19 protein-coding genes and 2 pseudogenes are annotated in these 25,732 nt (G+C 71.7%); 4 read left to right on the top strand and 17 right to left on the bottom strand.

All coding sequences use genetic code 11. The annotated features are described in order from the left end of the window. The 6 genes and pseudogenes from QM638_RS17900 to QM638_RS17875 form a co-directional block, all read right to left on the bottom strand. Positions 1–234, bottom strand: a pseudogene (locus tag QM638_RS17900) (glutamate 5-kinase); the annotation flags it as partial. A 2-nt stretch (positions 235–236) separates the two neighbouring features. Continuing rightward, positions 237–1,790 (bottom strand): GTPase ObgE, encoded by a 1,554-nt coding sequence (gene obgE, locus QM638_RS17895; RefSeq protein WP_415144123.1) that lies wholly within the window; start codon positions 1,788–1,790, stop codon positions 237–239. A gap of 165 nt (positions 1,791–1,955) precedes the next feature. Continuing rightward, positions 1,956–2,210 carry a 50S ribosomal protein L27 gene (gene rpmA, locus QM638_RS17890; protein WP_415144121.1) on the bottom strand — a complete coding sequence of 85 codons (255 nt, stop codon included), beginning with the start codon at positions 2,208–2,210 and terminating at the stop codon, positions 1,956–1,958. Between the two features lie 39 nt (positions 2,211–2,249). Beyond that, positions 2,250–2,552 carry a 50S ribosomal protein L21 gene (rplU, locus tag QM638_RS17885; protein WP_415144119.1) on the bottom strand — a complete coding sequence of 101 codons (303 nt, stop codon included), beginning with the start codon at positions 2,550–2,552 and terminating at the stop codon, positions 2,250–2,252. A gap of 850 nt (positions 2,553–3,402) precedes the next feature. After that, positions 3,403–5,463 (bottom strand): annotated as a pseudogene (locus tag QM638_RS17880) (Rne/Rng family ribonuclease); the annotation flags it as partial. A gap of 1,184 nt (positions 5,464–6,647) precedes the next feature. Beyond that, a complete protein-coding gene (locus QM638_RS17875) occupies positions 6,648–7,382 on the bottom strand; it encodes a TIGR03936 family radical SAM-associated protein (RefSeq protein WP_415144117.1) in 735 nt (244 codons plus the stop codon). 108 nt (positions 7,383–7,490) lie between these two features. Between QM638_RS17875 and QM638_RS17870 the strand changes: the two genes are divergently transcribed. From QM638_RS17870 to QM638_RS17860, 3 genes are all read left to right on the top strand, one after another. Beyond that, positions 7,491–8,783 (top strand): CynX/NimT family MFS transporter, encoded by a 1,293-nt coding sequence (locus QM638_RS17870; RefSeq protein WP_415144115.1) that lies wholly within the window; start codon positions 7,491–7,493, stop codon positions 8,781–8,783. Further along, the gene (locus QM638_RS17865) at positions 8,783–9,811 is read left to right on the top strand and encodes an endonuclease/exonuclease/phosphatase family protein (protein ID WP_415144113.1); all 1,029 of its coding nucleotides are present in this window, start codon (positions 8,783–8,785) and stop codon (positions 9,809–9,811) included. The genes QM638_RS17870 and QM638_RS17865 overlap by 1 nt, the downstream gene beginning before the upstream one ends. Positions 9,812–10,209: 398 nt before the next feature. After that, complete coding sequence (locus QM638_RS17860) at positions 10,210–10,518, top strand: helix-turn-helix domain-containing protein (RefSeq protein ID WP_415144111.1); 309 nt, start codon at positions 10,210–10,212, stop codon at positions 10,516–10,518. Positions 10,519–10,605: 87 nt separating this feature from the next. On the opposite strand, the gene QM638_RS17855 is transcribed toward QM638_RS17860, so the two are convergent. From QM638_RS17855 to QM638_RS17805, 11 genes are all read right to left on the bottom strand, one after another. Beyond that, positions 10,606–12,636 carry a TIGR03960 family B12-binding radical SAM protein gene (locus QM638_RS17855; RefSeq protein WP_415144110.1) on the bottom strand — a complete coding sequence of 677 codons (2,031 nt, stop codon included), beginning with the start codon at positions 12,634–12,636 and terminating at the stop codon, positions 10,606–10,608. Positions 12,637–12,708: 72 nt separating this feature from the next. Continuing rightward, entirely contained in the window at positions 12,709–14,385 is a 1,677-nt protein-coding gene (locus tag QM638_RS17850) for an MDR family MFS transporter (protein ID WP_415144108.1), read from the bottom strand. A 148-nt stretch (positions 14,386–14,533) separates the two neighbouring features. Then, positions 14,534–15,733, bottom strand: coding sequence for a rod shape-determining protein RodA (gene rodA, locus QM638_RS17845; RefSeq protein ID WP_415144106.1), 1,200 nt, complete (start codon positions 15,731–15,733; stop codon positions 14,534–14,536). Continuing rightward, positions 15,733–17,892, bottom strand: coding sequence for a penicillin-binding protein 2 (gene mrdA / locus QM638_RS17840; protein ID WP_415144104.1), 2,160 nt, complete (start codon positions 17,890–17,892; stop codon positions 15,733–15,735). Before mrdA ends, rodA begins: the two co-directional genes overlap by 1 nt. Further along, the gene (mreD, locus tag QM638_RS17835) at positions 17,892–18,446 is read right to left on the bottom strand and encodes a rod shape-determining protein MreD (RefSeq protein ID WP_415144102.1); all 555 of its coding nucleotides are present in this window, start codon (positions 18,444–18,446) and stop codon (positions 17,892–17,894) included. The genes mrdA and mreD overlap by 1 nt, the downstream gene beginning before the upstream one ends. Continuing rightward, on the bottom strand, positions 18,443–19,483 hold the full coding sequence (gene mreC, locus QM638_RS17830) for a rod shape-determining protein MreC (RefSeq protein ID WP_415144100.1): 1,041 nt from the start codon (positions 19,481–19,483) through the stop codon (positions 18,443–18,445). Before mreC ends, mreD begins: the two co-directional genes overlap by 4 nt. Beyond that, the gene (locus QM638_RS17825) at positions 19,483–20,511 is read right to left on the bottom strand and encodes a rod shape-determining protein (RefSeq protein WP_415144099.1); all 1,029 of its coding nucleotides are present in this window, start codon (positions 20,509–20,511) and stop codon (positions 19,483–19,485) included. The genes mreC and QM638_RS17825 overlap by 1 nt, the downstream gene beginning before the upstream one ends. Positions 20,512–20,669: 158 nt before the next feature. Beyond that, entirely contained in the window at positions 20,670–22,565 is a 1,896-nt protein-coding gene (locus QM638_RS17820) for an alpha/beta hydrolase (protein ID WP_415144097.1), read from the bottom strand. A gap of 11 nt (positions 22,566–22,576) precedes the next feature. Next, positions 22,577–22,906: a hypothetical protein gene (locus QM638_RS17815; protein ID WP_415144095.1), complete on the bottom strand. Its 330-nt coding sequence runs from the start codon at positions 22,904–22,906 to the stop codon at positions 22,577–22,579. Between the two features lie 129 nt (positions 22,907–23,035). Then, the gene (gene ndk, locus QM638_RS17810; RefSeq protein ID WP_415144093.1) at positions 23,036–23,443 is read right to left on the bottom strand and encodes a nucleoside-diphosphate kinase; all 408 of its coding nucleotides are present in this window, start codon (positions 23,441–23,443) and stop codon (positions 23,036–23,038) included. A gap of 79 nt (positions 23,444–23,522) precedes the next feature. Next, complete coding sequence (locus QM638_RS17805) at positions 23,523–24,212, bottom strand: pyridoxamine 5'-phosphate oxidase family protein (protein WP_415144091.1); 690 nt, start codon at positions 24,210–24,212, stop codon at positions 23,523–23,525. Positions 24,213–24,280: 68 nt separating this feature from the next. Between QM638_RS17805 and QM638_RS17800 the strand changes: the two genes are divergently transcribed. Further along, positions 24,281–25,672: a PLP-dependent aminotransferase family protein gene (locus QM638_RS17800; protein ID WP_415144089.1), complete on the top strand. Its 1,392-nt coding sequence runs from the start codon at positions 24,281–24,283 to the stop codon at positions 25,670–25,672. The last annotated feature ends 60 nt before the right edge of the window (positions 25,673–25,732 follow it).

Below are 25,732 nucleotides of genomic sequence, written 5' to 3'. Positions count from 1 at the left end.
GGCCTGTTGCGCGGCCAGCGCCCGCGGCCGTCGGGGCAGGCCGAGCGGGGCCAGGCCGGCGGCGATGGCGCCGGAGGAGACCAGCACGACCTCGGCGTCACGGCTCCGGCTCGCGGCGAGTACGTCGACCAGGGCGCGCACCCGGGCCGGATCGATCCCACCGGCGGCGGTGGTGAGCGAGGACGAGCCGACCTTGACGACGACCCGGCGCGCCCGGGTGACCGCGGGACGCATGCTCAGTCCTCGTCGGCGGGGCCGGGATCCCGCTCGGCCCAGTCCGCGTCGTCACGGTCGGGGTCGGCGGCCGAGCCGATCTCGTAGGACACCGGCTGGGACTCGTCGACGCGACGGGCCACGTCGGCACGGGTCTCGTGCTCACCCCGCTCGGGCATCGCGTCCTCGATCGCGCGGCGGCGGCGCGCCGCGGGCCGCTCCTCGTAGAAGCGCTGGTCCTCACCACGTCGGCCGAGCATCTCCGCGCCGGTCTCGATCGAGGGCCGGAAGTCGAAGACCACCGCGTTGTCGACCTCGCCGATCACCACCGTGTCGCCCTCGACGGCACCGAGCTCGACCAGCCGCTCCTCCACGCCCAGTCGGTTCAGCCGGTCGGCCAGGTAGCCGACGGCCTCCTCGTTGGCGAAGTCGGTCTGGCGCACCCAGCGCTCCGGCTTGGGACCGCGCACCAGGAAGGAGCCGTCCCGGGCGACCTTGACGGTGAAGTCCGCCCCGCCGTCCGACTGCGGGCGCAGCACGATCCGCCGGGGCTCGACCACCGGGCGCTCGGTGCGCGAGGCCTCGACCAGCGCCGCCATCGCGTAGACCAGGTCGCGCACGCCCTCCCCGGACGCCGCGGAGACCTCGAAGACCCGCAGGCCCCGGGCGCGCAGCTCCTCGAGGGTCATGTCGGCGATCTCGCGACCGTCCGGCACGTCGATCTTGTTCAGCGCGACCAGGCGCGGACGGTCCTCGAGCCCACCGTGGCGGCTGAGCTCGTTCTCGATGACGTCGAGGTCGTCGACCGGATTGCGGCCCGGCTCGAGCGAGGCGGTGTCGACGACGTGGACCAGCGCGGCGCAACGCTCGATGTGACGCAGGAAGTCATGGCCCAGCCCACGGCCGTCGCTGGCGCCCTCGATCAGCCCCGGCACGTCGGCGACGGTGAAGGTGGTCTCACCGGCCCGGACCACGCCCAGGTTCGGCACCAGGGTGGTGAAGGGATAGTCGGCGATCTTGGGACGGGCCCGGGAGATGGCCGCGATCAGCGACGACTTCCCGGCGCTGGGGAAGCCGACCAGGCCGACGTCGGCGACGACCTTGAGCTCCAGGCCGATCTGCCGCTCCTCCCCCGGCTCACCGAGCAGCGCGAATCCGGGGGCCTTGCGCTTGGTGCTCGCCAGGGCCGCGTTGCCCAGCCCGCCACGGCCGCCCTCGGCGACCACCAGCTCGCTGCCGGGACCGATCAGGTCGGCCAGCACCCGGCCGGTCATGTCGGTCACCACGGTGCCGTCCGGCACCGGCAGCACCAGGTCCTCGCCATGGCTGCCGTTGCGGTGGCTGCCGGCCCCCTGGCCGCCGTTCGTGGCACTCCGCTTCGCGGAGTGGTGGTAGTCGATGAGGGTGGTGACGTCGGGGTCGACCCGCAGGATCACCGATCCGCCGGGGCCGCCGTTGCCGCCGTCCGGGCCACCCAGGGGCTTGAACTTCTCCCGGTGCACCGAGGCGACGCCGTGGCCGCCCCGGCCCCCGGCCACGTGCAACGTGACCCGGTCGACGAAGGTGGGCACAGCCATGAGGTCTCCGGGTGATCGAGATGGTCGAGGTGGTTGAGATGGTCGAGATGTGGGGTGGGGCCGCCCGAGTGGCGAGCTCGGGTCGTCGGGCTCCCGGCGGTCGTACGACGACAAAAGGGCGCCCCCATCGGGACGCCCTTCGTCGATAGCCCTACGAGCGCGTCGTCACTCCGCCGGGACGACGTTGACGACGCGACGGCCGCGCTTGGTGCCGAACTGCACCGCACCGGCCTGCAGCGCGAACAGGGTGTCGTCGCCGCCGCGACCGACGCCGGCGCCGGGGTGGAAGTGGGTGCCGTGCTGGCGGACGATGATCTCGCCCGCGTTGACGGCCTGGCCACCGAAGCGCTTCACGCCGAGGCGCTGGGAGTTGGAGTCGCGGCCGTTCTTGGTCGAGGCCGCACCCTTCTTGTGTGCCATCTCTTCAGTCCTTGTTCTCGAGCCGAATGATCACGCCGCTCAGGCGTTGATCGCGGTGACCTTGACCTGGGTGTACTTCTGCCGGTGACCCTGGCGCTTCTTGTAGCCGGTCTTGTTCTTGTACTTCTGGATCACGATCTTCGGACCCTTGGTGGCGCCGACGACCTCGGCGGTCACGGCCGCGGAGTCGAGACCGGTCGCGGTGACCTTCTCGCCGTCCACGAGGAGGACCACCGGCAGCGTCACCGAGCTGCCGGTCTCACCGTCGACGCGGTCGATCTCGATGACGTCGCCGACGGCAACCTTCTGCTGGGTGCTGCCAGCCTTCACGATCGCGTACACCGCGGTCTCCTTCATCTACCTGCGAACAAAGCTTGTGCATACCGGAGCCCGCGATTGCAGGCTCCCCTCGCCACGACACGTCTGCGGCGGGGAGCCCGCAGACAGGCTGCGCACGCCGAGGATCAATAGTACGCAGTCACTGCGCAGCACCGCAAAACGTCGCGACGCCGGCGACTCGTGCGTGGCACCAGGCTCAGCGCTTGCGGCCCTTGCGCTTGACCGGGACGTGCTCGACGGCGGGGTCCTCGGCGGTCGAGCCGTCGCCGGCGAGCACGACGCTCGCACCGTCGGCGACGGTCGCACCGGCCGGACGGCTGGCACCACGACGGGTCCGGGTGATCACCTTGGGCGGCTCGGGCACCGACACGCTCGCGGCCGGTACGGCGACCGGCGCGAGCACGATCGGCGCCGGTTCGCTGGCCACCGGTGAACCGGCCGGCCGGCTGGCGGACCGGCGGCGGGTGCGGGTCACGACCTTGGGCCGGACGGGGCCATCGTCATGCTGTGTCGCAGTCTCGGTCGCAGTCTCGGTCGCAGTCTCGGTCGCAGTCTCGGTCGCAGTCTCGGTCGCAGTCTCGGTCGCAGTCTCGGCGACCGCGTCCGACTCGGGAACGACCTCGGTGACCGGCTCAGTGGCGGGCTCGGTGACCGGCTCAGTGGCGGGCTCGGCCGGTTCGATCACGACATCCGGCTCGACAACCGGCTCGACAGCCGACGCCGACTCGGGGTCGCCTTGAGTCGACTTGGCCGCCATGGCGGCGAACTCCGCCGGCGACGGGGTCTTCGGCTCCGAGGCGTTCTCGCCGCCCTTGCCGGCCCGACCGTTCTTGCCGGCGTCTCGAGCCTGCTCGGCCTCGGCGCTCTTCCCCCGCTTGCCGCGACGGCGTCGGGGCTCCTCACTCGCGCCACCGTTGCCCCCCTTGCCGGGGTCGACCGGGTGGTCGTGCAGCACCAGACCGCGACCGCCGCAGTGCTCGCACGTCTCCGAGAACGCCTCCAACAGACCGGTGCCGATCCGCTTGCGGGTCATCTGGATCAGGCCGAGCGAGGTCACCTCGGCGACCTGATGCCGGGTGCGGTCTCGCCCCAGGCACTCGACCAGTCGGCGCAGGACCAGATCCCGATTGGACTCCAGCACCATGTCGATGAAGTCGACGACGATGATGCCGCCGATGTCACGCAACCGGAGCTGACGGACGATCTCCTCGGCCGCCTCCAGGTTGTTCTTGGTGACCGTCTCCTCCAGGTTTCCGCCGGAGCCGGTGAACTTTCCGGTGTTCACGTCGACCACCGTCATCGCTTCGGTGCGGTCGATGATCAGCGAGCCGCCCGAGGGCAGCCAGACCTTGCGATCGAGCCCCTTGGCGATCTGCTCGTCGATCCGGTAGGCGGCGAAGGCGTCCACTCCGGAGTGCTCGGCGACGTCGTACCGCTCCAGCCGCGGCTCCAGGTCGGGAGCCACCTGGGCGACATAGGACTGCACCGTGTCCCAGGATCCGTCGCCCTGGATGACCAACTTGGCGAAGTCCTCGGTGAACAGGTCGCGGACCACCTTGAGGGTCAGGTCCGGCTCGCCGTACAGCAGCTGGGGTGCGTTCCCACCGGCCTTCTTCTCGATCTCCTCCCAGCGGGCCTTGAGCCGCTCGACATCGCGGGTGAGCTCGTCCTCGGAGGCCCCCTCCGCCGCGGTGCGCACGATGACGCCGGCGCTGTCCGGGACGATCTGCTTGAGCAGGCTCTTCAACCGGTGTCGCTCGGTGTCCGGCAGCTTGCGGGAGATGCCGGAGGTGGTGCCGTCCGGCACGTAGACCAGGAACCGCCCGGCGAGCGAGACCTGGGAGGTCAGCCGGGCGCCCTTGTGACCGATCGGGTCCTTGGTGACCTGGACGAGCACCTTCTGGCCGGAGGTCAGCACCGACTCGATCTTGCGGGGCTGGCCCTCCTTCCAGCCGAGCGCCGACCAGTTCACCTCGCCGGCGTAGAGCACCGCGTTGCGCCCCTTGCCGATGTCGACGAACGCCGCCTCCATCGAGGGCAGCACGTTCTGCACCCGGCCGAGATAGACATTGCCGATCAGCGAGGTCTGCGACTCGCGAGCGACGTAGTGCTCGACGAGGACCTTGTCCTCGAGCACGCCGATCTGGGTGAGGTCCGACCGCTGGCGGATGACCATCACCCGCTCCACCGACTCGCGGCGAGCCAGGAACTCCGCCTCGCTCACGATCGGGGCGCGGCGACGACCGGCCTCACGACCCTCGCGACGACGCTGCTTCTTGGCCTCGAGCCGGGTCGAGCCGGACAGCGCCGTGATCTGGTCCTCCGCGGAGCGGGCCTGACGCACCTTGGTGACGGTGTTGGGCGGGCTGTCGCCACCTGTGTCCGCGTCCGCCTCGCCCGCCCGGCGACGCCGGCGTCGACGACGCGACGAACCGGAAGACTGCTCGGCTCCCTCGGTGGTGTCCTCACCGTCGGTGCTGCCGGACTCGTCGGACTTGTTGGCCTCATCGGACTTGGCGGACTTGGCGGACTTGGCGGACTTGGCGGACTTGTTGGACTCGGCGGAGTCGGCCTTGGCGTCGGCGCCATCGTTCTTCTCCGCGTCGGCGAGCTCGCCGTCGGTGGCCTCGGCGTCACCGCTCGACTTGCGGCGGCGGCGACCGCCCCGGCGTCGGCGCCGGCGACCGGAGGCGGCCTCGGCCTGCTCGCCCTCGTCCTCGGCCGACTCGGACCCGCCGGTCTCGTCGTCCGGCGCGACCTGGTCCGGCGTCGTACCGGCCTCGACCGGGGTCTCCGCGGCCGCTGCCGAGGCGCTCGCCTCCTGCTCGGTGGGGGCGCCGTCCTCGCCCGGCTCCACGACCGGCTCCGCGGCGGCCTTCTTGGTGGCCCGCCTCCGGGTCTTCTTGGCCGGCGCCTGGAACAGCACCGCGGGCGCCTGCGCCTCCGCGTGCTCCCCGGTCTGCTCCAACTGCTCGGTCTGCTCCGGCTGCTCGCCGTCGACGGGCTGGTCGGTGTCGGCAGCCTTCGCCCGCCGGCTGGTCGTCTTCTTCGTCGCGGTCGCCTTCGTGGCAGCGGCACGCTTGCGGGTGGCCTTCTTCGCCGGCGCCGCGCCCTCGGCCGCTTCCTCACCCGAGGTCTCGACCGTCTCGGCTGTTCCAACGACCGTCTCGGCTGTTCCAACGACCGACTCGACTGCTCCAACGACCGACTCGGCCGGCGCGCTCGCCGGCTTCTTCGCGGCCCGTCGGGTCGTCCTCTTCGCCGGCGCGGCCGGCTCGACCGCCTCCTCGACCGCGGCCGGCTCGGACTCGGCCTTCTTCGCGGCCGCCCTAGTCGCGGTCGTCTTCTTCGCCGTGGTCTTCCTGGTGGCGCTCTTCTTCGCCGTGGTGGTCTTCTTGGCGGCGGCCTTGCGCGTGCTGGTCTTCTTCGCCGGCGGATCGCTCGCCTCGTCGCCGGCGACGGCGGGCTGCTCGGCGGTCTCGGTGGCGGTCTCGGTGGTGGCCCCGACCACCGCTGCCGAGGCGGCCGCTCGCTTGCGTGTCGTGCGCTTCGCCGGCGTCCTCGCGGGATCGGACCCGGGATCGGACCCGGTCTCTGGCCCGGGGTCCGTCTGGGCGTCGGGTGCGGCGGCGGTCTTCTTCGCCGCGGACTTCTTCGTGGTCCGCCGGGTGGTCGTCTTGCGTGCCGGGGCCGAGCCGGAGCTCTCCTCGGGCACGGCGATGTCAAGGGTTTGGTCGTCGGCCATGCCGTACTCCTCTTCTCCCCCACGACGGATCGCGGTGGAGCCTCAGGTGCCGCGGCCGGGATCCGGCCGGCGGCGCAAAGCTTGTCAGTGGCGGCGGCGCTCTCCGCAGCACGTCACCTGCCGACCCGATCGCTCCTGCCGCGGTCGCCGGCCCGATCTTCGAGCCGCGTCGCGGTCTGGCGACGATCCGGTCCACCGGTGTGCCGACTCCCGTCCCGAGGGACAGGCGCCGGCGAGAACGTCGTCGGCCCGGCCTTCGCGCGACGGTGGCCGCAGCCGGACATCCCGATTATCGCACACGGTCCACAGAACTCCGGCAGCGTCGCCGCATCGACGCGTCTTTGCCGGGATGTTCAGCGGGCCGCCAGCGGGTCTCCGATCAGCCCGGTCGCGTCGTCGAAGGGGCCCTGGGCGAGCCGGGTCAGCAGCGGCAGGCCGCCGTACTCCACCCCGACCTCGAGCCCGCCGGTGCGCTCCAGTCCGGTGACGACGTCGTCGGGACGCACCGCGGGGGTGCCGTGCCGCAGGATGAGCTCGAGCCGGGAGCCGGGCACGCGCGAGCCGGCGGCCAGCCGCACCACCGCCGACCGGGCGTCGAAGGTGCGCAGCCCCTTCTTCGTCATCCGGTCGACCGGCACCTCGGTGGCCTCCAGGAAGGCCGCCACCGCCGCCTGCGCGCGCTCGTACGACGCGGGCAGGTCGATGAGCCAACTGCTCGCCTGGAGCAGTTCGGCGAGCGCGCCGGGCATCGTGTTCGCCGCGTCCACCACCTCGACCAGGTCGAGGCCGGACGGCATCGCCGCGCTCAACGCCTCCCGAGTGGATCCCGGGTCGACCGGCTCACGCAGCGCGAGCTCGACGTACTCCGCCTCGCTGGCCGCACCCGTCGGGGCGGCGCCGGCGTACGAGATCCGCGGGTGCGGGTTGAATCCCGAGGAGTAGGCGACCGGGACGCCGGCCCGGGCGACGGCACGCTCGAAGGCTCGGGAGAAGTCGCGGTGGCTGGTGAAGCGGAGCCGGCCGCGCTTGGCGTATCGGATCCGCAGGCGCTGCACCGGGGGCGCTTGTTGTTCGGGCTGCTGACGCACCCGGGCAGGGTAATGCGGTCGCCGGGCACCCTGACATTCGTCACGGTCTCGACCGAACCCGCGAGCCCGACGAGACCACCCTCACATCCGGATGACAGGATGCAGGCAGTGAACCGCCGAACGACCTCCGCCGCGCTGATGCTCGCGGGCATTCTGCTGCTCGCGCTGAACCTGCGCCCGGCGGCGGTCAGTGTCGGTCCGGTGCTCCCCGACGTCGGCTCGAGCCTCGACATGTCGGCGACGGTGGCCTCGCTGCTGACCGCGCTGCCGGTGCTGGCCTTCTCCGCCTTCGGGGCGATCGCGCCGTGGGTGGCACGCACCTTCGGAATCCACCGGGCGACCCTGCTCTCGCTCTTCGCGGTCGCGGTCGGACTGTTCTCCCGGTCGTTGGCGGCCAACGAATGGATCTTCCTGGCGCTCTCGGCGGTCGCCCTGGCCGGGATGGCCGTCGCCAACGTGCTGCTGCCCTCGCTGGTGAAACGGCACTTCCCGCAGCGGGTCGGCGTCGTGACCGCGCTCTACAGCACCGTCTCGGCGCTCAGCATGACATTGGCCCTGGTGCTGACCGTGCCGATCTCGCACGCCGACGGCGGTTGGCGCACCGGGCTCGCGGTCTGGGGCGTCTATGCGGTGGTCGCCGCCATGCCCTGGCTGGGCCTGATGCGACACGACCGGTCGACGCCGCCGCCGGCGAAGTCGGTCCGGCTGGTCGACGTCGCCCGCACCCCGCTCGGCCTCGGCCTGGCCGCGTTCTTCGGGCTGCAGTCGCTGCAGGCGTACGCCGTCTTCGGCTGGTTCCCGTCACTGTGGCGGGGCAGCGGCTTCTCCGCCGGCGAGGCCGGGCTGCTGGTCGGGCTGGTCAGCGCCACCGCCGTCCCGCTCTCGCTGATCGTCCCGGCTGCGGCGGCCTGGCGCCGGGATCCGCGCCCGATCCTGCTCACCACCATCGCCGGCTTCCCGCTGGGATACCTCTGCGTGCTGGTGGCACCGCACGCGCTCGCCATTCCGGCGGCGCTGCTGATCGGTGTCGGCACGCTGACCTTCCCGCTGTGCCTGGTGATGATCGGACTGCGCAGCCGGGACCACGAGACCACCGCCGCGCTGTCGGCGGTGGTGCAGTCGCTGGGCTACCTGCTGGCCGCCGCCGGCCCGTTCGCGTTCGGCCTGCTGCACACGGCGACCGACGGCTGGACGGCTCCGGTGCTGATGCTGATGGTGCTCACCGTCCCGCTCGGCGCGCTGGCGCTCTACATCGGGCGTCCACTCCTGGTCGAGCAGCAGCTCGCCCGGCGGCACCCGCGCCCGGCGACCGGGTCTGCCGGGTCTGCCGGGTCTGCCGGGTCTGCTGAGACCGTCGAAGACACCGAGGAACCGGCAGCCGACGAGCCGAGCGGAACCTGATGGCGCGACGCTGGGCCCGTGACCTGGCGCCGGCGCTGGTGCTCGCGGTGGTCCTCGCCGTGATCGGCGTCGCGGTGGCGGTGCGGTCGCTCGACCAGGACGACAGCTCCGCCGGTCCGTCGACCTCCTCGTCGGCCTCGCCCAGCGCCTCCGCCTCGGCCGGCGGCTCCTCGAGCGCCACCGCGACGGCCGGCGCCGGCGGCTCGAGCGGCTCGGCGGGGACCTCCGACGGCTCCACCGGGATCGATCCCTCGGCGATACCGAGCCTGTCACCCTGCCGCTCGCCGCGCCGGCTCAGCGTGATGACGTTCAACATCCACGGTGGGATCGGCCAGCACCGGGTGCAGTTGGCCCGGATAGCGGCCGAGATCGCTGCCGCCCAGCCGGACGTCGTACTCCTGCAGGAGGTCGACCGGTTCCGGTTCCGCACCGGGTTCCGCGACGAACCGACGATCCTGGCCGGGCTGACCGGCATGCACGCCGCATTCGGCACCAACGTGGTGCGAGCGCCGATCGGCCGCGAGACCCGCCAGGGGCTCTACGGGACCGCCGTTCTCAGCCGCTACAAGATCCTGTCCTCGACCAACACCCACCTGCCGAACCGGGCCGGCATGGAGCAACGCGGTCTCCTCCGGGTGCGGATCAGCCTCGACGGCCAGGCGGTGAGCGTCCTCGACACCCATCTGCAGCAGACCTCCGCCTCGATGCGCGTCGTCCAGATCAAGGCGATACGACGGCTGGTCGCGGGCATCGACGAGCCGGTCGTCCTCGGTGGCGACTTCAACTCCACGCCCCGCTCGCAGGTGTATCGGATCGCTGCCGGCATGCTCTCCGACACCTGGGCCCAGGTGGGTTCGGGACCCGGGCTCACCCACCCGCAGCGACGGGCTCGCAACCGGATCGACTTCCTGTTCCACAACGACTGGCTGACCCCGACGAAGGCGCGGGTGCTGCGCTCGACCGTCTCCGACCATCGGGCGGTGTGGGCCTCCTACGACGTGTGGGGGCGTGCCGGCTGTGGCAACTAGTGCCGGACGCAGGAGTTGTCGAGCACCGCGCGACTGGTCGGAGGGGGAGCGCCACCTTGCGGGTCAGGTACGAGACACCGTCGGTCGAGCCGACCGGCTCCCAGGCGTTCAGGATCGGCGACAACCGCGGCTGGCGCTCCCCTGCTCGATGGACCGTCTTCACGATCCCGTCTGTTGCCCGCCCCATCGGACATCGAGGGGGCGGGCACGGGGCCCGTCGGACCGTCGGGTCCGAACTCGAACTGACGAGCGGAGGTCGTACGGCCAGCCGAAGACCGGGTCGGTGAGGGCGCGACGCCGGCGTACTCCACCGCTCACCCTCCTCGTGGCTCAATACATCGGGCACCGGTCCAATATATTGGACCACTTGCCAACGCGCAGGCGAACAGGGTGGGGCGGTGCCGGCGACCGACCACCAACCCGACTTCGCCGAGAAGGCGCGGCTCTTCGGGGCCAAGGTGCGGAGTCTGCGCGCCGAGCGGGGACTCTCCGAGCGGACGCTGGCCGAGAGGGCGGGACTCAGCCGCGGCTACATCTCGCTGCTGCTGAAGGACCGCGGTAGTCACAAGGACTCTCACGGTGAGTACAAGCTGCCGAACCCGACGCTCGACGTCATCTGGCGCCTGGCCGACGCCCTCGATGTCGATCCGACGTATCTCGTGGACCACACCCGCGGGGTCGAGGTCAACGTCGGCCGGTCGCGATAGCGCGAAGATCGACGCGATGGTGCTGGGCACCGACGAGACCGGTCGGACGCCGGCGTCACAGACGTCGTGGCTTCGCCGGGCGCCCGCTCACACCACGCTGAGCGGCAGCAGCTTCTTTCCTGTCGGTCCGATCTGCGTTTCGGTCGAGAGTTCAGGACAGACGCCACAGTCGTAGCACGGCGTCCAGCGGCAGTCCTCGACCTCGATGTCCTCGCCTTCGGCGGCGGCGAGCGCGTCCTCCCAGTCGGCCCACAGCCAGTCCTTGTCCAGGCCCGAGTCGAGGTGGTCCCAGGGCAGGATCTCGTCGTACGCCCGCTCGCGGGTGGTGTACCAGTCGAGGTCGACCCCCCGCTCCGCGGCGGGCAGCGCGGCCAGGGCGCGCTCGGCGGCCCCGACCCAACGGTCGTAGGAGAAGTGCTCGCTCCAGCCGTCGAACCGGCCGCCGTCGCGCCAGACCTCCTCGATGATGGCGCCGACCCGGCGGTCGCCGCGGGAGAGCAGTCCCTCGACGATGCCCGGCTTGCCGTCGTGGTAGCGGAAGCCGATCGCCCGGCCGAAGCGCTTGTCGGCGCGCACCGCCTCACGCAGCTTGGCCAGCCGCTGGTCGGTGGTCTCGTGGTCGAGCTGCGCCGCCCACTGGAAGGGGGTGTGCGGCTTCGGCACGAACCCGCCGATCGACACCGTGCAGCGGATGTCGTGGCGACCCGACACCTCTCGGCCGGTGGCGATCACCTGCTTGGCCAGCTCGGCGATCTCGAGCACGTCCTCGTCGGTCTCGGTCGGCAGACCGCACATGAAGTAGAGCTTCACCTGCCGCCAGCCATGCGAGTACGCCGCGGCGACGGTCCGGATCAGGTCCTCGGCGGTGACCATCTTGTTGATCACCTTGCGCATCCGCTCCGAGCCGCCCTCCGGGGCGAAGGTCAGCCCGGAGCGCCGGCCGTTGCGGGAGAACTCGTTGGCCAGCGTGATGTTGAAGGCGTCCACCCGGGTCGAGGGCAGCGAGAGCGAGACGTTCGACCCCTCGTAGCGGTCGGCCAGTCCGGTCGCGATGTCACCGATCTCGGTGTGGTCGGCACTCGACAGCGACAGCAGTCCGACCTCGGTGAAGCCGGACTTGCGGATGCCGTTCTCCACCATGTCGCCGATGGTCGTGATCGACCGCTCCCGCACCGGCCGGGTGATCATCCCGGCCTGGCAGAACCGGCAGCCGCGGGTGCAGCCGCGGAAGATCTCCACGCTGAACCGCTCGTGCACCGTCTCGGCCAGCGGCACCAGCGGGTTGCGCGGATAGGGCCAGGCGTCGAGATCCATCAGGGTGTGCTTGCGCACCCGCCACGGCACCCCGGCATGAGTAGGCACGACGGCCTCGATCGTGCCGTCCTCGGCGTAGCTGACCCGATAGAACTTCGGCACGTAGACGGCGCCGCTGACCGCCAGCCGGCGCAGCAGCTCGTCGCGCGCGCTCGGCATCGTGCCCGCCGGGCGACCCTCGGACTTCCACTCGCGGACCACCTCGGAGATCCTCAGCACGACCTCCTCGCCGTCGCCGAGCACGGCGGCGTCGAGGAAGTCCGCGATCGGCTCGGGGTTGAAGGCGGCATGCCCACCGGCGAGGACGATCGGGTGGTCCGCGCCGCGGTCGACCGCATGCAGCGGGATCCCCGCGAGATCGAGCGCGGTCAGCATGTTGGTGTAGCCGAGCTCGGTGGAGAAGCTGATCCCGAACAGGTCGAACGCGCCGACCGGCCGGTGCGCGTCGACGGTGAACTGCGGGATCGGCCCCTGCTCGTCGCCGTCGCGCATCACCTTCTCCAGGTCGGGCCAGACGGCGTAGGTGCGCTCGGCGAGGATCCAGTCCTGCTCGTTGAGCACCTCGTAGAGGATCTGCACGCCCTGGTTGGGCAGGCCGACCTCGTAGGCATCGGGATACATCAGCGCCCACCGGACCGTCTCGCCGTCCTGGCCCGCGCCGTCCTGGCCCTCGGCAGCCGCTCCGCAGTCCCAGTCCTTCACCGTCGCGTTGAGCTCTCCGCCGACGTACTGGACCGGCTTGGAGACCAGCGCGAGACGTGGCTCGAGGCGCGGGAAGACCGACGCGGGCGCGGAGCTGGACATGCCTGCCAGCCTACGTCGAGCGACGAGGCCGCCACGAACCGTCACCACGTGCTCCTGGCATCGCTCCGGCTCTCAGCGTCGCTCCGGCTCGGTGGGCATGGCAGCGGCCCGGGCCGCCGCGGCCGAGGTCGCTCGCAGCTCGACCTCCGGCATCGTCGCGAGCACCAGGAGGGCGAGCACCCCCAGGCCGCCGGCGGTCCAGAAGATGGGCGTCATCGACTCCGCGAACCCCACCTTCAGCGGGTGCGCCAGCACCGGATCGAGCCGGTTGATGATCGAGGAGTCCTGACTGATGCCGGTGATCACGCTCGACTCGCCGCTGGCCAGTCGGTGGTCCGGGCTGGACGCCGGCTCCTCGAGCGCGGCGGCGACGGCCTGCTGGTAGCTCTGCGTCGTGGCGGCGTCCTCGAGCGCCGAGGCGATGTTGCCCGGCACGGCGGCGAAGAGGATGGAGAGGAAGACCGCGACCCCGATCGTGCCGCCGATCTGACGGAAGAAGGTGGCGCTCGAGGTGGCCACGCCGATCTCGGTCGGCGGCACCGAGGACTGGACGGTGAGGATGAGCGGCTGCATGCAGTTGCCGACGCCGTAGCCGGTGATCAGCATGAAGACCATCACCAGCCAGAGCGGGGTGTCGGCGGTGATCTGGGCGAGCAGGAACATGCCCACCGCCATCAGCGCGGACCCGACGATGGGGAAGATCCGGGTCCTGCCGGTGCGGCTGATGATCCTGCCCGAGGAGAAGGCGGCCGACATCAGGCCGAGCACCATCGGCAGCATCATGAATCCGGACTCGGTGGGCGAGGCGCCGTGCACGATCTGCATGTACAGCGGAAGCACCATCATCCCGCCGAAGAGCGCCATGCCGACGATGACGCTGGCGACCAGGGTGATGGCGGCCGGCCTGATCCGGAAGATCCGCAGCGGGATGAGAGCATCGTCGCGCAGATGGCGCTCGACCACGACGAAGCCCAGCAGACCGGCCGCGCCGACGATGAAGCAGGCCAGAGACCGGCCCGAGGCCCATCCCCAGCTCCGACCCTGCTCGGCCACGGTCAGCAGCGGCACCAGGCAGACGACCAGCGCCACCGCGCCCATCCAGTCGACCCGGGCCGCCCGCTTGACGTGGTGCACGTGCAGGGTGCGGTAGACCACGACCAACGCCAGGATCCCGATCGGCACGTTGACCAGGAAGACCCATCGCCAGCCGGCGATACCCAGGATGGTGCCGGTGCCGGCGAAGAAGCCGCCGATCACCGGGCCGAGCACGCTCGAGGATCCGAAGGTGGCCATGAAGTAGCCGGTGTACTTCGCCCGCTCGCGCGGCGAGACGATGTCGCCGACGATCGCCAGCACCAGGGTGAACAGGCCACCGGCGCCGAGACCCTGGAAGGCGCGGAACGCGGCCAGCTCGTACATCGAGGTCGACAGGGTGCACAGCGTCGAGCCGATGACGAAGACGGTGATGGCGAACATGAACAGCTTCTTGCGACCCCACAGGTCGCCGAGCTTGCCGTAGATCGGCGTCGTGATCGTCGAGGTGACCAGGTAGGCGGTGGTCGCCCACGCCTGGGCGTCGAGCCCGTGGAGGTCGTCGGCGATCGTCCGGATCGCGGTGGAGACGATGGTCTGGTCCAGCGATCCGAGGAACATCCCGAGCAGCAGCCCGGTGAGGATCGTGACGATCTGCTGGTGGGTGTACTCGCCGGTCGGTGCCGGACCGTCCGGGGTGGCTGTGCTGGTGCTCATCGATGCCGAATCTAAACCAGATGCGGCCAAGAAACGGAGACTCTCTACGCATCCGTGACAGTTGTCATCGGTCGTCTGTCATCGGTCGTCGCCGGTCGTCATCCGTCGGGGTAGCGAGACCGGATCGAGAGGGCGGTCGCGCGGCCGTTCAGCGCACCGCGAGCGCGCTGCCCGCCGCCCGTCGTACGGCGGCCGGCGCGGTCGCCCGGGCGTGGATGTTCTGCAGCAGCCCGATCGCGAGCATCGAGGCGAACATCGAGGATCCGCCGTAGGAGAGGAACGGCAGCGGGACGCCCGTGACCGGCATGATGCCGAGGCACATCCCGATGTTCTGGAACGCCTGGAAGCCGAACCAGCAGGCGATCCCGGCGGCCGCCACCCGGCCGTAGAGGTCGTCGGTGCGGGCGGCGATGCGCAGCGCCCGCCACAGTACGACGACCAGCAGCCCGATCACCACCACCGATCCGACCAGGCCGAGCTCCTCGCCCACCACGGTGAAGATGAAGTCGGTGTGCTGCTCGGGCACGAAGCCGGCGCGGGTCTGGCTGCCGCTGAACAGCCCCTGGCCGAAGATCCCGCCGTCACCGATCGCGATCCGTGCCTGCTGCACGTTGTAGCCCGCCCCGCTCGGGTCGAGGCTCGGATCGGTGAAGGCCATGAACCGGTGGATCTGGTATTCCTTCAGCAGGCCGCCGTCCACCACAGCGGCGGCCGCCGCGACGCCGCCGAGCGCGAGCACGCCGAGCCAGCGCCGCGGGGTGCCGGCGGCGGCGAGCACCCCGAACACGGTGGCGGTGAGCACCAGCATCGTGCCCAGGTCGGGCTGGGCGATGATCAGCACCGCCGGCACCGCGGCGACCGCCAGCATCGCGGCCAGGTCACCGACGCCCACCCGGGCACGCCAGCGTCCCTCGGCGCGCTCGGCCAGCACCAACGCCATGCCGACCACCACGGCGAGCTTGGCGAACTCGGAGGGCTGGATGCTGAGCGGCCCGAAGTCGAGCCAGGAGCGCGACCCGTTGATGGTCGAGCCCATCACGAGCACGAGCACCAGGCCGAGCACCGAGGCGCCGTACACCACCGGGGTCATGATCCGCACCCAGCGGTGGTCGGTGGAGACGACGACCGCGAGCAGGCCGAGACCGATGACGATGTTGAGCACCTGACGGCGCAGGTAGGCGGTGGAGTCCCCACCAGTGAGCGAGTCGCGGTGCGCGGTGGCCGACCAGACCAGCAGCGCGGAGAGCACCACCAGGGCGAGCACCGCGGCCATCAGCACCCAATCGAGCCGGACCAGCCGACGGGTGAACGCGGCGCCGGGCGAGGAGCTCACGGCGGACCCGGCCATCAGTCCTCCCCCTTGCCAGCCGACTTGCCAGCCGACTTGCCGGAGCTGGCCGGCGGCAGGATGGAGCCGTCCTTGCCGAACCGGGGCAGCGACTCGGTCTCCACCACTCCCGGGATCGCCGACTTGCTCTCATCCACAGAGCTGCCGGTGATGCCGTACAGGCTCTCCCAGATCTTGCGGACCGCCGGTCCGGAGGTGCCCGAGCCGGTGCCGCCCTGGCTGACCATCATGATCACCACGTAGTTCTTGTCGTAGGTGGCCACCCAGCTGGTCGACTGCTTGCCCTCGACCTCGGCCGAGCCGGTCTTGCCGCGGATGTGCACCTTGTCCAGCGGGAACCCGTTGAACTTCCAGGCCAGGGTGCCGTTCCAGGAGCCGTCGGCCTTCAAGGTGCCGAGCAGGGCGGTGTTCACGTAGGAGATCGCCGACTTGCTGACCTTGGCGTGACCGGCGACCTTGGGCTTGATCTTCTTGATCACCGTGCCGTCGGCGCTGACGATCGCCTTGCCGATGGTCGGCTCGTAGACGGTGCCGCCGTTGGACATCGCCGCATACGCACGGGCGAGCTGGATCGGGGTGACGGTGGTGTCTCCCTGCCCGATGGTGAAGTTGGCCGCGTCACCCTGCCGGAAGTAGTTGCCCTCGGCGCAGAACTCGTGGGAGAAGAGCTTGAGGAAGGCGGTCGGCGCGTTGCCCTTCTTGTCCATCGTGCAGTAGTAGCTCTTCATCTGCTTGTAGTACGACGCCCGCCAGACCCGGTCGCCCACCCGGCCGCTGGCCTCGCCGGGCAGGTCGATCCCGGTCTGCTTGCCGAAGCCGAACGAGTGCGCCGCGCTGGCCAGCGGGTCCTTCGCCTTGGCGTTGGCCGGGTCGCTGCCGTACTTGTTCCAGAAATGCAGGCCGACGCGGTAGAAGAAGGTGTCACAGGAGACGTTCAGCGCCTCGGCGAAGGAGATGTCGCCGTAGGACTCCGACTCGTAGTTCTTGAACCAGCGGTTGCCGATCTGCAGCCCCGAGGTGCAGCCCAACCGGGTGTCCGCGGACAGGTCATCGCTGAGCGCCCCGGTGGTCACGAACGGCTTCCAGGTCGATCCGGGCGCGAACTGGCCCTGGGTGGCGCGGGTCACCAGCGGATAGCCGGACCTCTTGGAGTAGAGCCGGTTGAGCTGCTTCTGGGTGATGCCGCCGACCCACTCGCTCGGGTCGTAGGTCGGCGAGCTCGCCATCGCCACCACGCGACCGGTCTTGGCCTCCATCACCACCACCGCACCGGAGTCGGCCACGTAGTTCTTGTGCGTGACCGTGTCGTAGGTGTTGCGGGCCGTCTTGATCGTCTGCGCGAGCTGCTTCTCGGCGACGCTCTGGACCCGGGCGTCGATGCTGGTGACCAGGGTGTCACCGGCCTGGGCCGCCACCGAGTCGCCCTCCCCGATCTCCCGGCCGAGCGAGTCGACGGTGACCGAGTCGTAACCCGGCATGCCGCGCAGGTACTCGTCGTACTCCTTCTCCAGGCCGGAGCGGCCGACCTCGGAGGTGTTGTTCAGCGACTCGTCATCGGCCTTCTGCGCGGCCTTGTACTCCTTGTCGGTGATCGGCGAGAGGTAGCCGAGCACGCCGGCCGCGTTGACGCCGTAGGGCTTCGGGTAGTAGCGCACGGTCTGCTTCTTGGCCACCACGCCCGGATAGTCCTCGGGCTGCTCCAGGATCCGCAGCGCGACCTTCTTGCTCACGTCCTCGGCGACCGGCACCGGCTGGTAGGACGACCCGTTCCAGCTCTTCAGCGCCGATCGGATGCTCGTGCCGCTCACCTTGGTCGCCGCGGTGACCCGGGCGTAGAGCCGCCGCCGGTCCTTGGCGGAGAGCTTGTCCACCACCTCGGTGTCGATGCTGATCACCCACGAGGTGCGGTTGGTGACCAGCGCCCGGCCCTGGTCGTCGACGATCAGGCCACGGACCGGCTGCTCGACCACCTCGCGGACCGACTGCGAGGCGGCCTGCTCCTGGTAGGAGTCGCCGTGCGTGACCTGCAGGTAGTACAGCCGTACGCCGAGCGTGGCGAAGAGCGAGAAGACCAGCGCCTGGATCACGAACAGCCGAAGCCGGCTGGTCCGGGCGGTGGGCGCCGACTTCGCCGGGCTCGGCGTGGTGTGGGATCTCATCAGGCGCGCACACGCTCCCGCTCGAGCCGAGCGAACATCGCGATGACGACCGGGATCACCAGCGGCGCCAGCAGCACGTCCCAGACCAGGCTCATCGCGATCACCCGCAGCATCTCGCCGAACCCGACGCCGCCGTCGCCCGACCCGATCCAGCCCAGCACGACCCCGGTCAGCGCGAACACGCTGGTGCCGACGAACGAGCAGGCCGCGACCGTCGCCATCGCCGCGACAGCGGTGGGCCGGCCGTCCTCCCCGCGGGGCACACCCGCGTCGGTGGCGCGCACCCGGCCGGCGATGTAGCCGACCAGCATCAGCGCCAGCGCCCAGCGGCCGGCGCTGTGGTCGGCCGGCGGGGCGAGGTCGAGCAGCATGCCGCCGACGAAGCCGAGCACGACCCCGGTCTGACCGCCGCGGGCCAGACCGGCGGCGACCACCACCAGGAGCACCAGGTCGGGGACCACGCCGTCCCAGGCGAAGGCGCCGAACAGGCTGTGCTGGAGCACCAGCGCGACCAGCAGGGCGAGCACTCCGGCGAGGTGGCGTACGGCGTTCATCGGCTCGCTCCGCTGTCGGTGCTCGATCCGGTGCTCGATCCGGTGCTCGAGGTGATGCTCCCGTCCGCGCCGATGGTGCCGTGGTCTCCGGTGGTGCCGGCCGGCACCACCACCCCGACCACGTCCAGCGAGCCGAAGTCGACGTACGGCTTGATCCGCACGGTCCGCGAGGAGTCCTGCAGACTGGCGTAGACCCCGGTGACCTTCCCGATCGGGATGCCGCCGACGTACGGCGTGGTGGTGCCCTCACCCCAGGAGAGGACGCTCTCCCCCTTCAGCGGTGCGGCGGTCTGGTCGACCAGGTCAAGGTCGAGGGTGGCGTCGTGGGCGATCTGGCCGGTCCCGCTGACCATGCCGACCTCGCCCGAGGAGCCGACCCGGCCGCCGACCACCGAATCGTCGTCGACCAGCAGCAGCACGGTCGCGGTGTGCCGACTGACCCGCAGGATCCGGCCGACCAGGCCGTCGTCGTCGATCACCGTCATGTCGGCACTCAGTCCGGCGGCCGACCCGGTGTTGAGGGTCACCGTGCGGGAGAACGACTGGGCCGGGCCGTAGGCGATCACCCGGGCCGGCACCAGGTCACGGCCGAAGCTCTGCGCGCTGTCGACCAGCCCGTGCAGCTGGGCGACCTCCGCCTTGGTGACCTGGTCGCTGCGCAGCTGGGCACGCAGGTCGGCGTTCTTGGCCTTCTCGGTGGCGAGCTCGGCACGCAGCTTGTCCCGGCTGTCGAACCAGTCCGGGATCGAGGTGAGCGGTCGAGCGAGGGTGCTGACCGCCGACTCGGCCGGACTGAGCAGGTCGCCGAACGCGTTGCGTGCCGGGTCGAGCGCCGAGGTCTGGTCCAGGGTGAAGAGGGTGGCGCAGGCGAGCACCAGAGCGAGCACCGTCGACTTCTTCGGGCCGTGCGGGTCCTTGGGACGCAGGCTGCCGCGCCGGTTGAGGCCCTCGGGCCCGCCCGCACCGGTGTCACCGGTCTTGAGCGGGCTGATCAGCGGCCGCAGCCGGGTCCGGCCGGGAGGCGTCAACAGAGCCATCAGCGCCTCCGGCGCTCGGAGACCAGCACCGCTCGCAGCGCGTCGAACTCCTCCACGCATCGGCCCGCGCCGAGCGCGACCGAGGTCAACGGACTGTCGGCGACGTGCACCGGCATCGAGGTCTCGTGCCGCAACCGCTCGTCCAGGCCGCGGAGCAGCGCCCCGCCGCCGGTGAGCACGATGCCGCGATCCATGATGTCGCCGGCGAGCTCGGGAGGCGTCTGGTCGAGGGTCGCACGGACGGCGTCGATGATCCCGTGCAGCGGCTCCTCGATCGCGTGGCGCACGTCGGCCGCGGAGACGGTGACGGTGCGCGGGAGACCGCTGACCAGGTCGCGGCCGCGGATCTCGGCCTCGGTCTCGTCCGAGGTCGGCCAGGCCGACCCCAGCGACATCTTGACCTCCTCGGCGGTCCGGTCGCCCAGCAGCAGGGCGTGCTCCTTCTTCATCCAGGCGACGATCGCGTTGTCGACGTCGTCGCCCGCGGTGGTGACCGAGAGGCTGGTGACCACGCCGCCGAGGCTGATCACCGCGACCTCGGTGGTACCGCCGCCGACGTCGACCACCATGTTGCCGGTCGGCAGGTGCACCGGCAGTCCGGCGCCGATCGCCGCCGCCATCGGCTCCTCGACGATGTAGACGTTGCGCGCACCCGCCTGGTAGCCGGCCTCCTTGACCGCCCGGGTCTCCACCGCGGTGATCCCGCTGGGCACACAGATCACCAGCCGCGGCTTGGCGAAGTACCGCCGCCGGTGCACCTGCCGGATGAAGTAGCGGAGCATCTGCTCGCAGGTCTCGAAGTCGGCGATCACGCCGTCCTTGAGCGGCCGGATCGTCTCGATCTCGTCGGGCGTGCGGCCGACCATCTGCTTGGCCTCGTGGCCCACCGCCACCAGTTCGCCACTGGCGGACTGGACCGCCACCACACTCGGCTCGTCGACCAGGATGCCCTTGCCGCGCACGTAGACAAGGGTGTTGGCGGTGCCGAGATCCACGGCCATGTCACGGCCGACGAAACTGTTCGCCATCCTCGATCGCCTCGCGTCCTGGGCGCGGGTCGGGGAAGGTGAGACGCGCCCGCATCCGAGGCTAGGCAGCGGCGTGCCTGATTCTGGTGAGGCACGCCGACACCAGTGTGGCTGATGTTGCGATCCGCCGGGCCATCGGCCCGGATCGTCTCCCGGGCTCAGTGGGTGCGCGGGGTGGTCGGGTCCCGGTCGGCCTCGGGGTCGTCGGAGGTGCCGGTCAGCGAGTCGATCCCGCCGGCCAGGTCGCGCCCGCCGTCGGCCAGCTCGTCGCCCGCGCCGCCCAGCCCGAACAGCGCGGAGTAGCCGGCGCGCAGACCGTGCTCGAGCCCGCTGACGGTGTGGCCCACCCCGGAGCCGATGTCCCTCAGTCCGGGGTCGTCGTCGGCAACCACCGGATCGGTGGTGGTCACGTGCGCGTAGTCGCCGGTGGCGACGTGGGCGATGTTGGCCAGCGACTCGGTGTCGTGGTCGAAGTAGGAGGTGTGGTTGGCGATCCAGCCCTGGCTGCCGCGATCGTCCCGGTCGACGTCCTCGGCCTCGACCCGGATGGCGCCGAAGTCGTCGGCGGCCGGGTCGGGCCCCAGCGCGAGCCCGGCGCCGGCGCCGGTCAGGTCGGGGTGGTCGCCGATCTCGGCGATCGGGTCGCCGCTGTTGCGGGCCACGTAGACGTGCCCGTCGGGGACCGTCAGGTCCGAGGCGTGGTCGTGCTCGGTGCCCGCCCCGGGGCTGCCGGCCAGCACCAGGTCGTCCACCTCCCCCGGCCGGGCGTCGTCGACGCCGTAGGTCGCGGTGGTGGAGCCGTAGCTGTGTCCGATGATGGTCAGGTGCGGGTCGTCGTCGCGCATGGTGGTGAGGCCGTCGATGGCGTGCCCCAGCAGCCGGCCGCCGTCGACCGCCCTGGACTCGTTGCTCAGCCCGGTCCAGTAGTGGTCGTCGCCGGTGCCGTCGTCGGTCTTGTCCGGGGCGTCGTACCCGATCCAGAACATGGTGGCGGTGGGTGTCCCCGGCGAGAGGTAGCGGGAGGCCTGGTAGAGGTTGATCGCCTTGGTGGCCTGGTCCGACGCGCTGCCGGCGTCGGTGCCCACCCCCGGCACGGTGATCGCCACGTTCGGCGCGGCGTCCAGGTCGCCGATGCCGACCGCCACCCGGCCGTCGTGCGCGAAGGAGTCGGGGTCGTAGAGGTAGATCTGGGTGGGGACCGGTTCGCCGGTGAGCGGGTCGTTCCCCAGCCGTCGGTCGATCCGGGCCAGGGCACGGGAGAGCGCCCGGGCGTTGGCCAGCCGGTCGCGCTCCTCGTCGCTGAGGGTGCCGCTCGGATAGGTCTCCAGGGTGATCAGGTCACGACCCAGTCGGATCCGGTTGGCGGCGTCGCGCACCGAGGCCGGCAGACCGTCGAGGTTGCCGAGCCGCTCCGGGCTCTCGGTCAACAGCGCGTCGCGCTGGGGCTGGGTGAGCGAGTCCCACCAGCGGCGTACGGCGAGCGGGTCGGCGCCCGGGTCGGGGATGGTGAGCCCGTCGGCCGGGTCCGGCCGCCCGCCGTAGCGTCGCAGCACCCGGCGCTCGCCGTCGGCGCGACCGAAGGCGGCCAGCATCGACTGCTCCGCCTCATGCAGGTCCGCGAGCCATGCGGACCGGTCACGCTCGTAGCTGGCCACCAGCGCGTCGTGCTGCCCGGGCGGCTCGACACTCGGGCCGTAGCCGTGCGGCGCGTCGCCCGGGACGCCGGCCACCGGCCCCACCGGCCCTGCCCCGGCGGCCTCCAGCTCCCGGTAGCGCCGCTCCAGATCGCGATGGCGGCCGTGCAGTGCCGAGAGGGCGTCGGCGTGGTCCAGGACCCGCAGGCCGACCGTCCGGGCGGCCGCGGCCATCGCGTCGGCCCGGCGGCCGACCCGGCGCACGCTGCTCCGGTAGCTCTCGGCGGCGACCCCCTGCCAATCGTCGGTGCGGGCGGAGCGGTAGGCCGTCGAGCCGAGGTCGTCGAGGATCGCCGAGACGGCCAGGACGTCGTTGCCGAAGTCGGTCACCGTCGCCGGACGGGCGGTGAAGCGGGGCATCGGCGTGGGCCTCATCGCACCTCCCGCAGCGTCTGCAGGGTCAGGTCCAGGACCAGTCCGTGAGCGGCCTGGCCGACGAGCTGCTCCACGACCAGCAGGGTCCGCGCGGTGGCGCGCAGCGCGTCCGCCCGAGCCTCGGCCTGCCGGGCATGGTCGCGGAGGTGATCGCGCCAGTGGCCGGCGAACCCGGCGGCTGCACCGCGCACCGCGGTGGTGAAGCCCGCCGTCGGCGCGGCGGCGACACTGGACGACGCTGCGTCGAGGTCGAGGCTCTGGTCGTCCCACTCCCGCGCCAGGGTGGCGATCGCGAGCGGCTCCAGCTCGAGCGTGGTGGCTGTCATGGACGGGACGGTGCCCGGCGGTCCCGACGGAAAACGGCGTACCGCGCGACTGTGGACAACCCCGCGTGAATCGGTCCCCGGACCCGGCCTCGGCGGCACGGCCGGGGCGCGCTCGACCGGGCTACCGGGTCACAGCTCGGGGAACCAGAGCGCGATCTCCCGCTCCGCGGACTCCGGGCTGTCCGAGCCGTGCACCAGGTTCTCCCGGTTGGACAGCGACAGGTCGCCACGGATCGTCCCCGGCGCGGCCGCCCGGCCGTCGGTGGCGCCGTTCAGGGTGCGCACCACCTCGATCGCCTCGTCACCCTCCAGCACCAGCGCGACCAGCGGGCCGGAGGTGATGAAGGCGCGCAGCGGCGGGTAGAAGTCCCGCTCGACGTGCTCGGCGTAGTGCCGATCCGCCAGGTCGCCGTCGATGGTGCGCTGGGCCAGCGCCGCGATGGTGAGGCCCTTGGCCTCGTAGCGGGTGAGGACCTCGCCCACCAGGCCGCGGCGAACCGCGTCGGGCTTGACGATCACGAACGTGCGCTGGCTCATGGCCCGAACCCTAATCCGAGAACCACCCCCGGCATGCGCCGGGGTGAGCGCGGCGACTCCTCCGAGCGGGACCGCGTCCTCACCCCGGGGCGCCCAGCTGCCGGGCCCGCCGTACGACGTCCGCGGGGACCGGGCCGGTGGCGTCCGGGTCGGGCACCGGCTCCCCGGCCGTCCGGCGCACCGGGATGTGACCGCCCCAGACCCCGGCGGCGATGTCCCCGGCCTCGTCGCCCGGGCCGCCGGCGCGCTGCTTCATCGACGCCTCGGCCAGGCCGAGGGCGAGCACCGCGGTGGCGGCGAGCTCCTTGCGGGTGCTCGCCCGTAGCGTCCGCCAGCGGCCCGGGATCATGTGATCGACCACCAGCTCCAGCGCCCGCTCCCGCTCGGCGAGCTCGGTCACCAGCCGGGCCCGGCCGATGACGACGGCACTGCGGTAGTTCATCGAGTGGTGGAAGCTGCTGCGGCCGGCCACCAGCCCGTCGAGCTCGGTGACGCTCAGGCAGACGTCGTGCTCGAGGGCGCGGGCCAGCCAGCCGGCGGCGACCGACCCGTGCAGATAGAGGGTGCCACCGGCATCCGGTCCGGCCGCCTCGACGCCGAAGGCGACCGGCAGCACCACCGGATGCTCGTGGGGGTGCTCACCGGCCAGCACGCCGAGATGGGCGACCAGGGCGTCGGCCAGCAGTGCGTGCAACTGCTCGCGTTCGCGCACGGCGCGGTCCCGGCCGCGGCCGATGGTGGTGCGGGGTGTCGGAGAGAGCGGGTCCATGACACCATCGTGTCGCGGAATTGGCCTGTCTCCACGGGCCAATCAGACGTCACTTCGACAGGACACTCATGCTGCCCCTGCTGCTCGACCGCACCGCCACGGCGCCGCTGCCGGCTCAGCTCGCCGGGCAGGTCCGCAACCTGATCGTCGCCGGCACGCTGCGCCGCGACGACCGACTCCCCTCCTCCCGGGCGCTCGCCGCCGACCTAGGGGTCTCGCGCGCGGTGATCGAACAGGCCTACGAGCAACTGCTCGCCGAGGGCTGGGTGAGCGCCCGGCGCGGAGCCGGCACGTTCGTCGCGGCGCCGCCCGGACCGGGACTCGGGCGCAGCACCGACCATCGCGCCCACCGCGGCGCCCAGCACGGCGCGGGGCGCGCCGCCGGATCCACCGCACCGACCGCGACCGGGCGACGTCATCTCGACACCGGCACGCCGTGGGTGGACGTCCGGCACGATCCCGGCTGGCGACGCGCCTGGCGCGAGGTCTCCACCGCCGCGCCGCCGCCGGGCTACGACGACCCGCGCGGACTGCCCGCGCTGCGCGTCGCCATCGCCGAACGGCTGGCCCGCACCCGCGGTCTGCGGGTCGACCCCGACGAGATCGTGGTGACCGCCGGCACCACCGACGGACTGCGCCAGCTGCTGCCGGAGCTGCCGACAGGTCCGGTGGCGATCGAGGACCCCGGCTACCGGGCCGCGGCCGAGACGGTGCGCAGCCACGGCCGGGAGGTGCACGACCTGCCGGCCGCCGTACCGCTCCCGGCCGTCGACGGCCCCCTCGACGGGGTGGTCGCGGTGTACGTCACCCCCGCTCATCAGCACCCGCTCGGCCGGGTCATGCCGGCCGCCGACCGGCTCGCCCTGCTGGCTGCCGCCGAACGCACCGGCGCGCTGGTGATCGAGGACGACTACGACTCCGAGTTCCGCTACGACGTGGCGCCGGTGCCCGCCCTGGTCAGCCTCGACCGGACGCGGGTGGCCTATCTCGGCACCGCGGCCAAGTCGGTGCTGCCGACCCTGCGGATCGGCTGGCTGGTGGCGCCGCCACGACTGCACGAGGCGATCGTGGCGCGCCGACTGCTGACCCACACCGGCGCCGCCTGGCCCTGTCAACGGGCGTTGCTCACCCTGCTCCGGGACGGGTGGCTCGACAAGCAGGTGCGCGCGGCCCGCAAGGTATACGCCGAGCGGGCGCCGCGGGTCGCCGCCGCGCTCGCGCCGTACGCCGACCTGGCCGGCCCCCTGGCCGGGATGTACTCCACCTGGCTGCTGCCCGAGCCGGACGCGGTCCGCGCCCGTGACGCCGCCCGCGCGGCCGGGTTCGAGGTCAACCTGCTGAGCTCGTATGCTCGCAGCAGTCCGCTGACCGGGCTGGTGGTCGGATTCGGCGGCGTGAGCGACGCCGAGCTCGATCGTGCCCTGGCCGCACTGACCTCGGCCCTGGGCGCACGCGCCTGATCGACGCCGGCCGCGCTCAGTGCGCCGGGCCCGGCGGGCCGGCCGGCGGCGCCCCGCGCG

Origin of the sequence: Nocardioides sp. (assembly GCF_047606145.1) — a bacterium.
GTDB lineage: Bacteria > Actinomycetota > Actinomycetes > Propionibacteriales > Nocardioidaceae > Nocardioides.
The sequence above is the reverse complement of the archived record's forward strand: the minus strand, read 5'-3'. Positions and strand labels throughout refer to the sequence as shown.

What these genes read in the sequence shown, in the direction of transcription:
- QM638_RS17820 (WP_415144097.1), bottom strand. Translation starts at nt 22,565, where the DNA reads ATGCCCCGCTTCACCGCCCGTCCGGCGACGGTGACCGACTTCGGCAAC.
- ndk (WP_415144093.1), bottom strand. Translation starts at nt 23,443, where the DNA reads ATGAGCCAGCGCACGTTCGTGATCGTCAAGCCCGACGCGGTTCGCCGC.
- QM638_RS17865 (WP_415144113.1), top strand. Translation starts at nt 8,783, where the DNA reads ATGGCGCGACGCTGGGCCCGTGACCTGGCGCCGGCGCTGGTGCTCGCG.
- QM638_RS17855 (WP_415144110.1), bottom strand. Translation starts at nt 12,636, where the DNA reads ATGTCCAGCTCCGCGCCCGCGTCGGTCTTCCCGCGCCTCGAGCCACGT.
- QM638_RS17815 (WP_415144095.1), bottom strand. Translation starts at nt 22,906, where the DNA reads ATGACAGCCACCACGCTCGAGCTGGAGCCGCTCGCGATCGCCACCCTG.
- mrdA (WP_415144104.1), bottom strand. Translation starts at nt 17,892, where the DNA reads ATGAGATCCCACACCACGCCGAGCCCGGCGAAGTCGGCGCCCACCGCC.
- obgE (WP_415144123.1), bottom strand. Translation starts at nt 1,790, where the DNA reads ATGGCTGTGCCCACCTTCGTCGACCGGGTCACGTTGCACGTGGCCGGG.
- QM638_RS17800 (WP_415144089.1), top strand. Translation starts at nt 24,281, where the DNA reads ATGCTGCCCCTGCTGCTCGACCGCACCGCCACGGCGCCGCTGCCGGCT.
- QM638_RS17825 (WP_415144099.1), bottom strand. Translation starts at nt 20,511, where the DNA reads ATGGCGAACAGTTTCGTCGGCCGTGACATGGCCGTGGATCTCGGCACC.
- rodA (WP_415144106.1), bottom strand. Translation starts at nt 15,733, where the DNA reads ATGGCCGGGTCCGCCGTGAGCTCCTCGCCCGGCGCCGCGTTCACCCGT.
- QM638_RS17850 (WP_415144108.1), bottom strand. Translation starts at nt 14,385, where the DNA reads ATGAGCACCAGCACAGCCACCCCGGACGGTCCGGCACCGACCGGCGAG.
- rpmA (WP_415144121.1), bottom strand. Translation starts at nt 2,210, where the DNA reads ATGGCACACAAGAAGGGTGCGGCCTCGACCAAGAACGGCCGCGACTCC.
- mreC (WP_415144100.1), bottom strand. Translation starts at nt 19,483, where the DNA reads ATGGCTCTGTTGACGCCTCCCGGCCGGACCCGGCTGCGGCCGCTGATC.
- QM638_RS17805 (WP_415144091.1), bottom strand. Translation starts at nt 24,212, where the DNA reads ATGGACCCGCTCTCTCCGACACCCCGCACCACCATCGGCCGCGGCCGG.
- mreD (WP_415144102.1), bottom strand. Translation starts at nt 18,446, where the DNA reads ATGAACGCCGTACGCCACCTCGCCGGAGTGCTCGCCCTGCTGGTCGCG.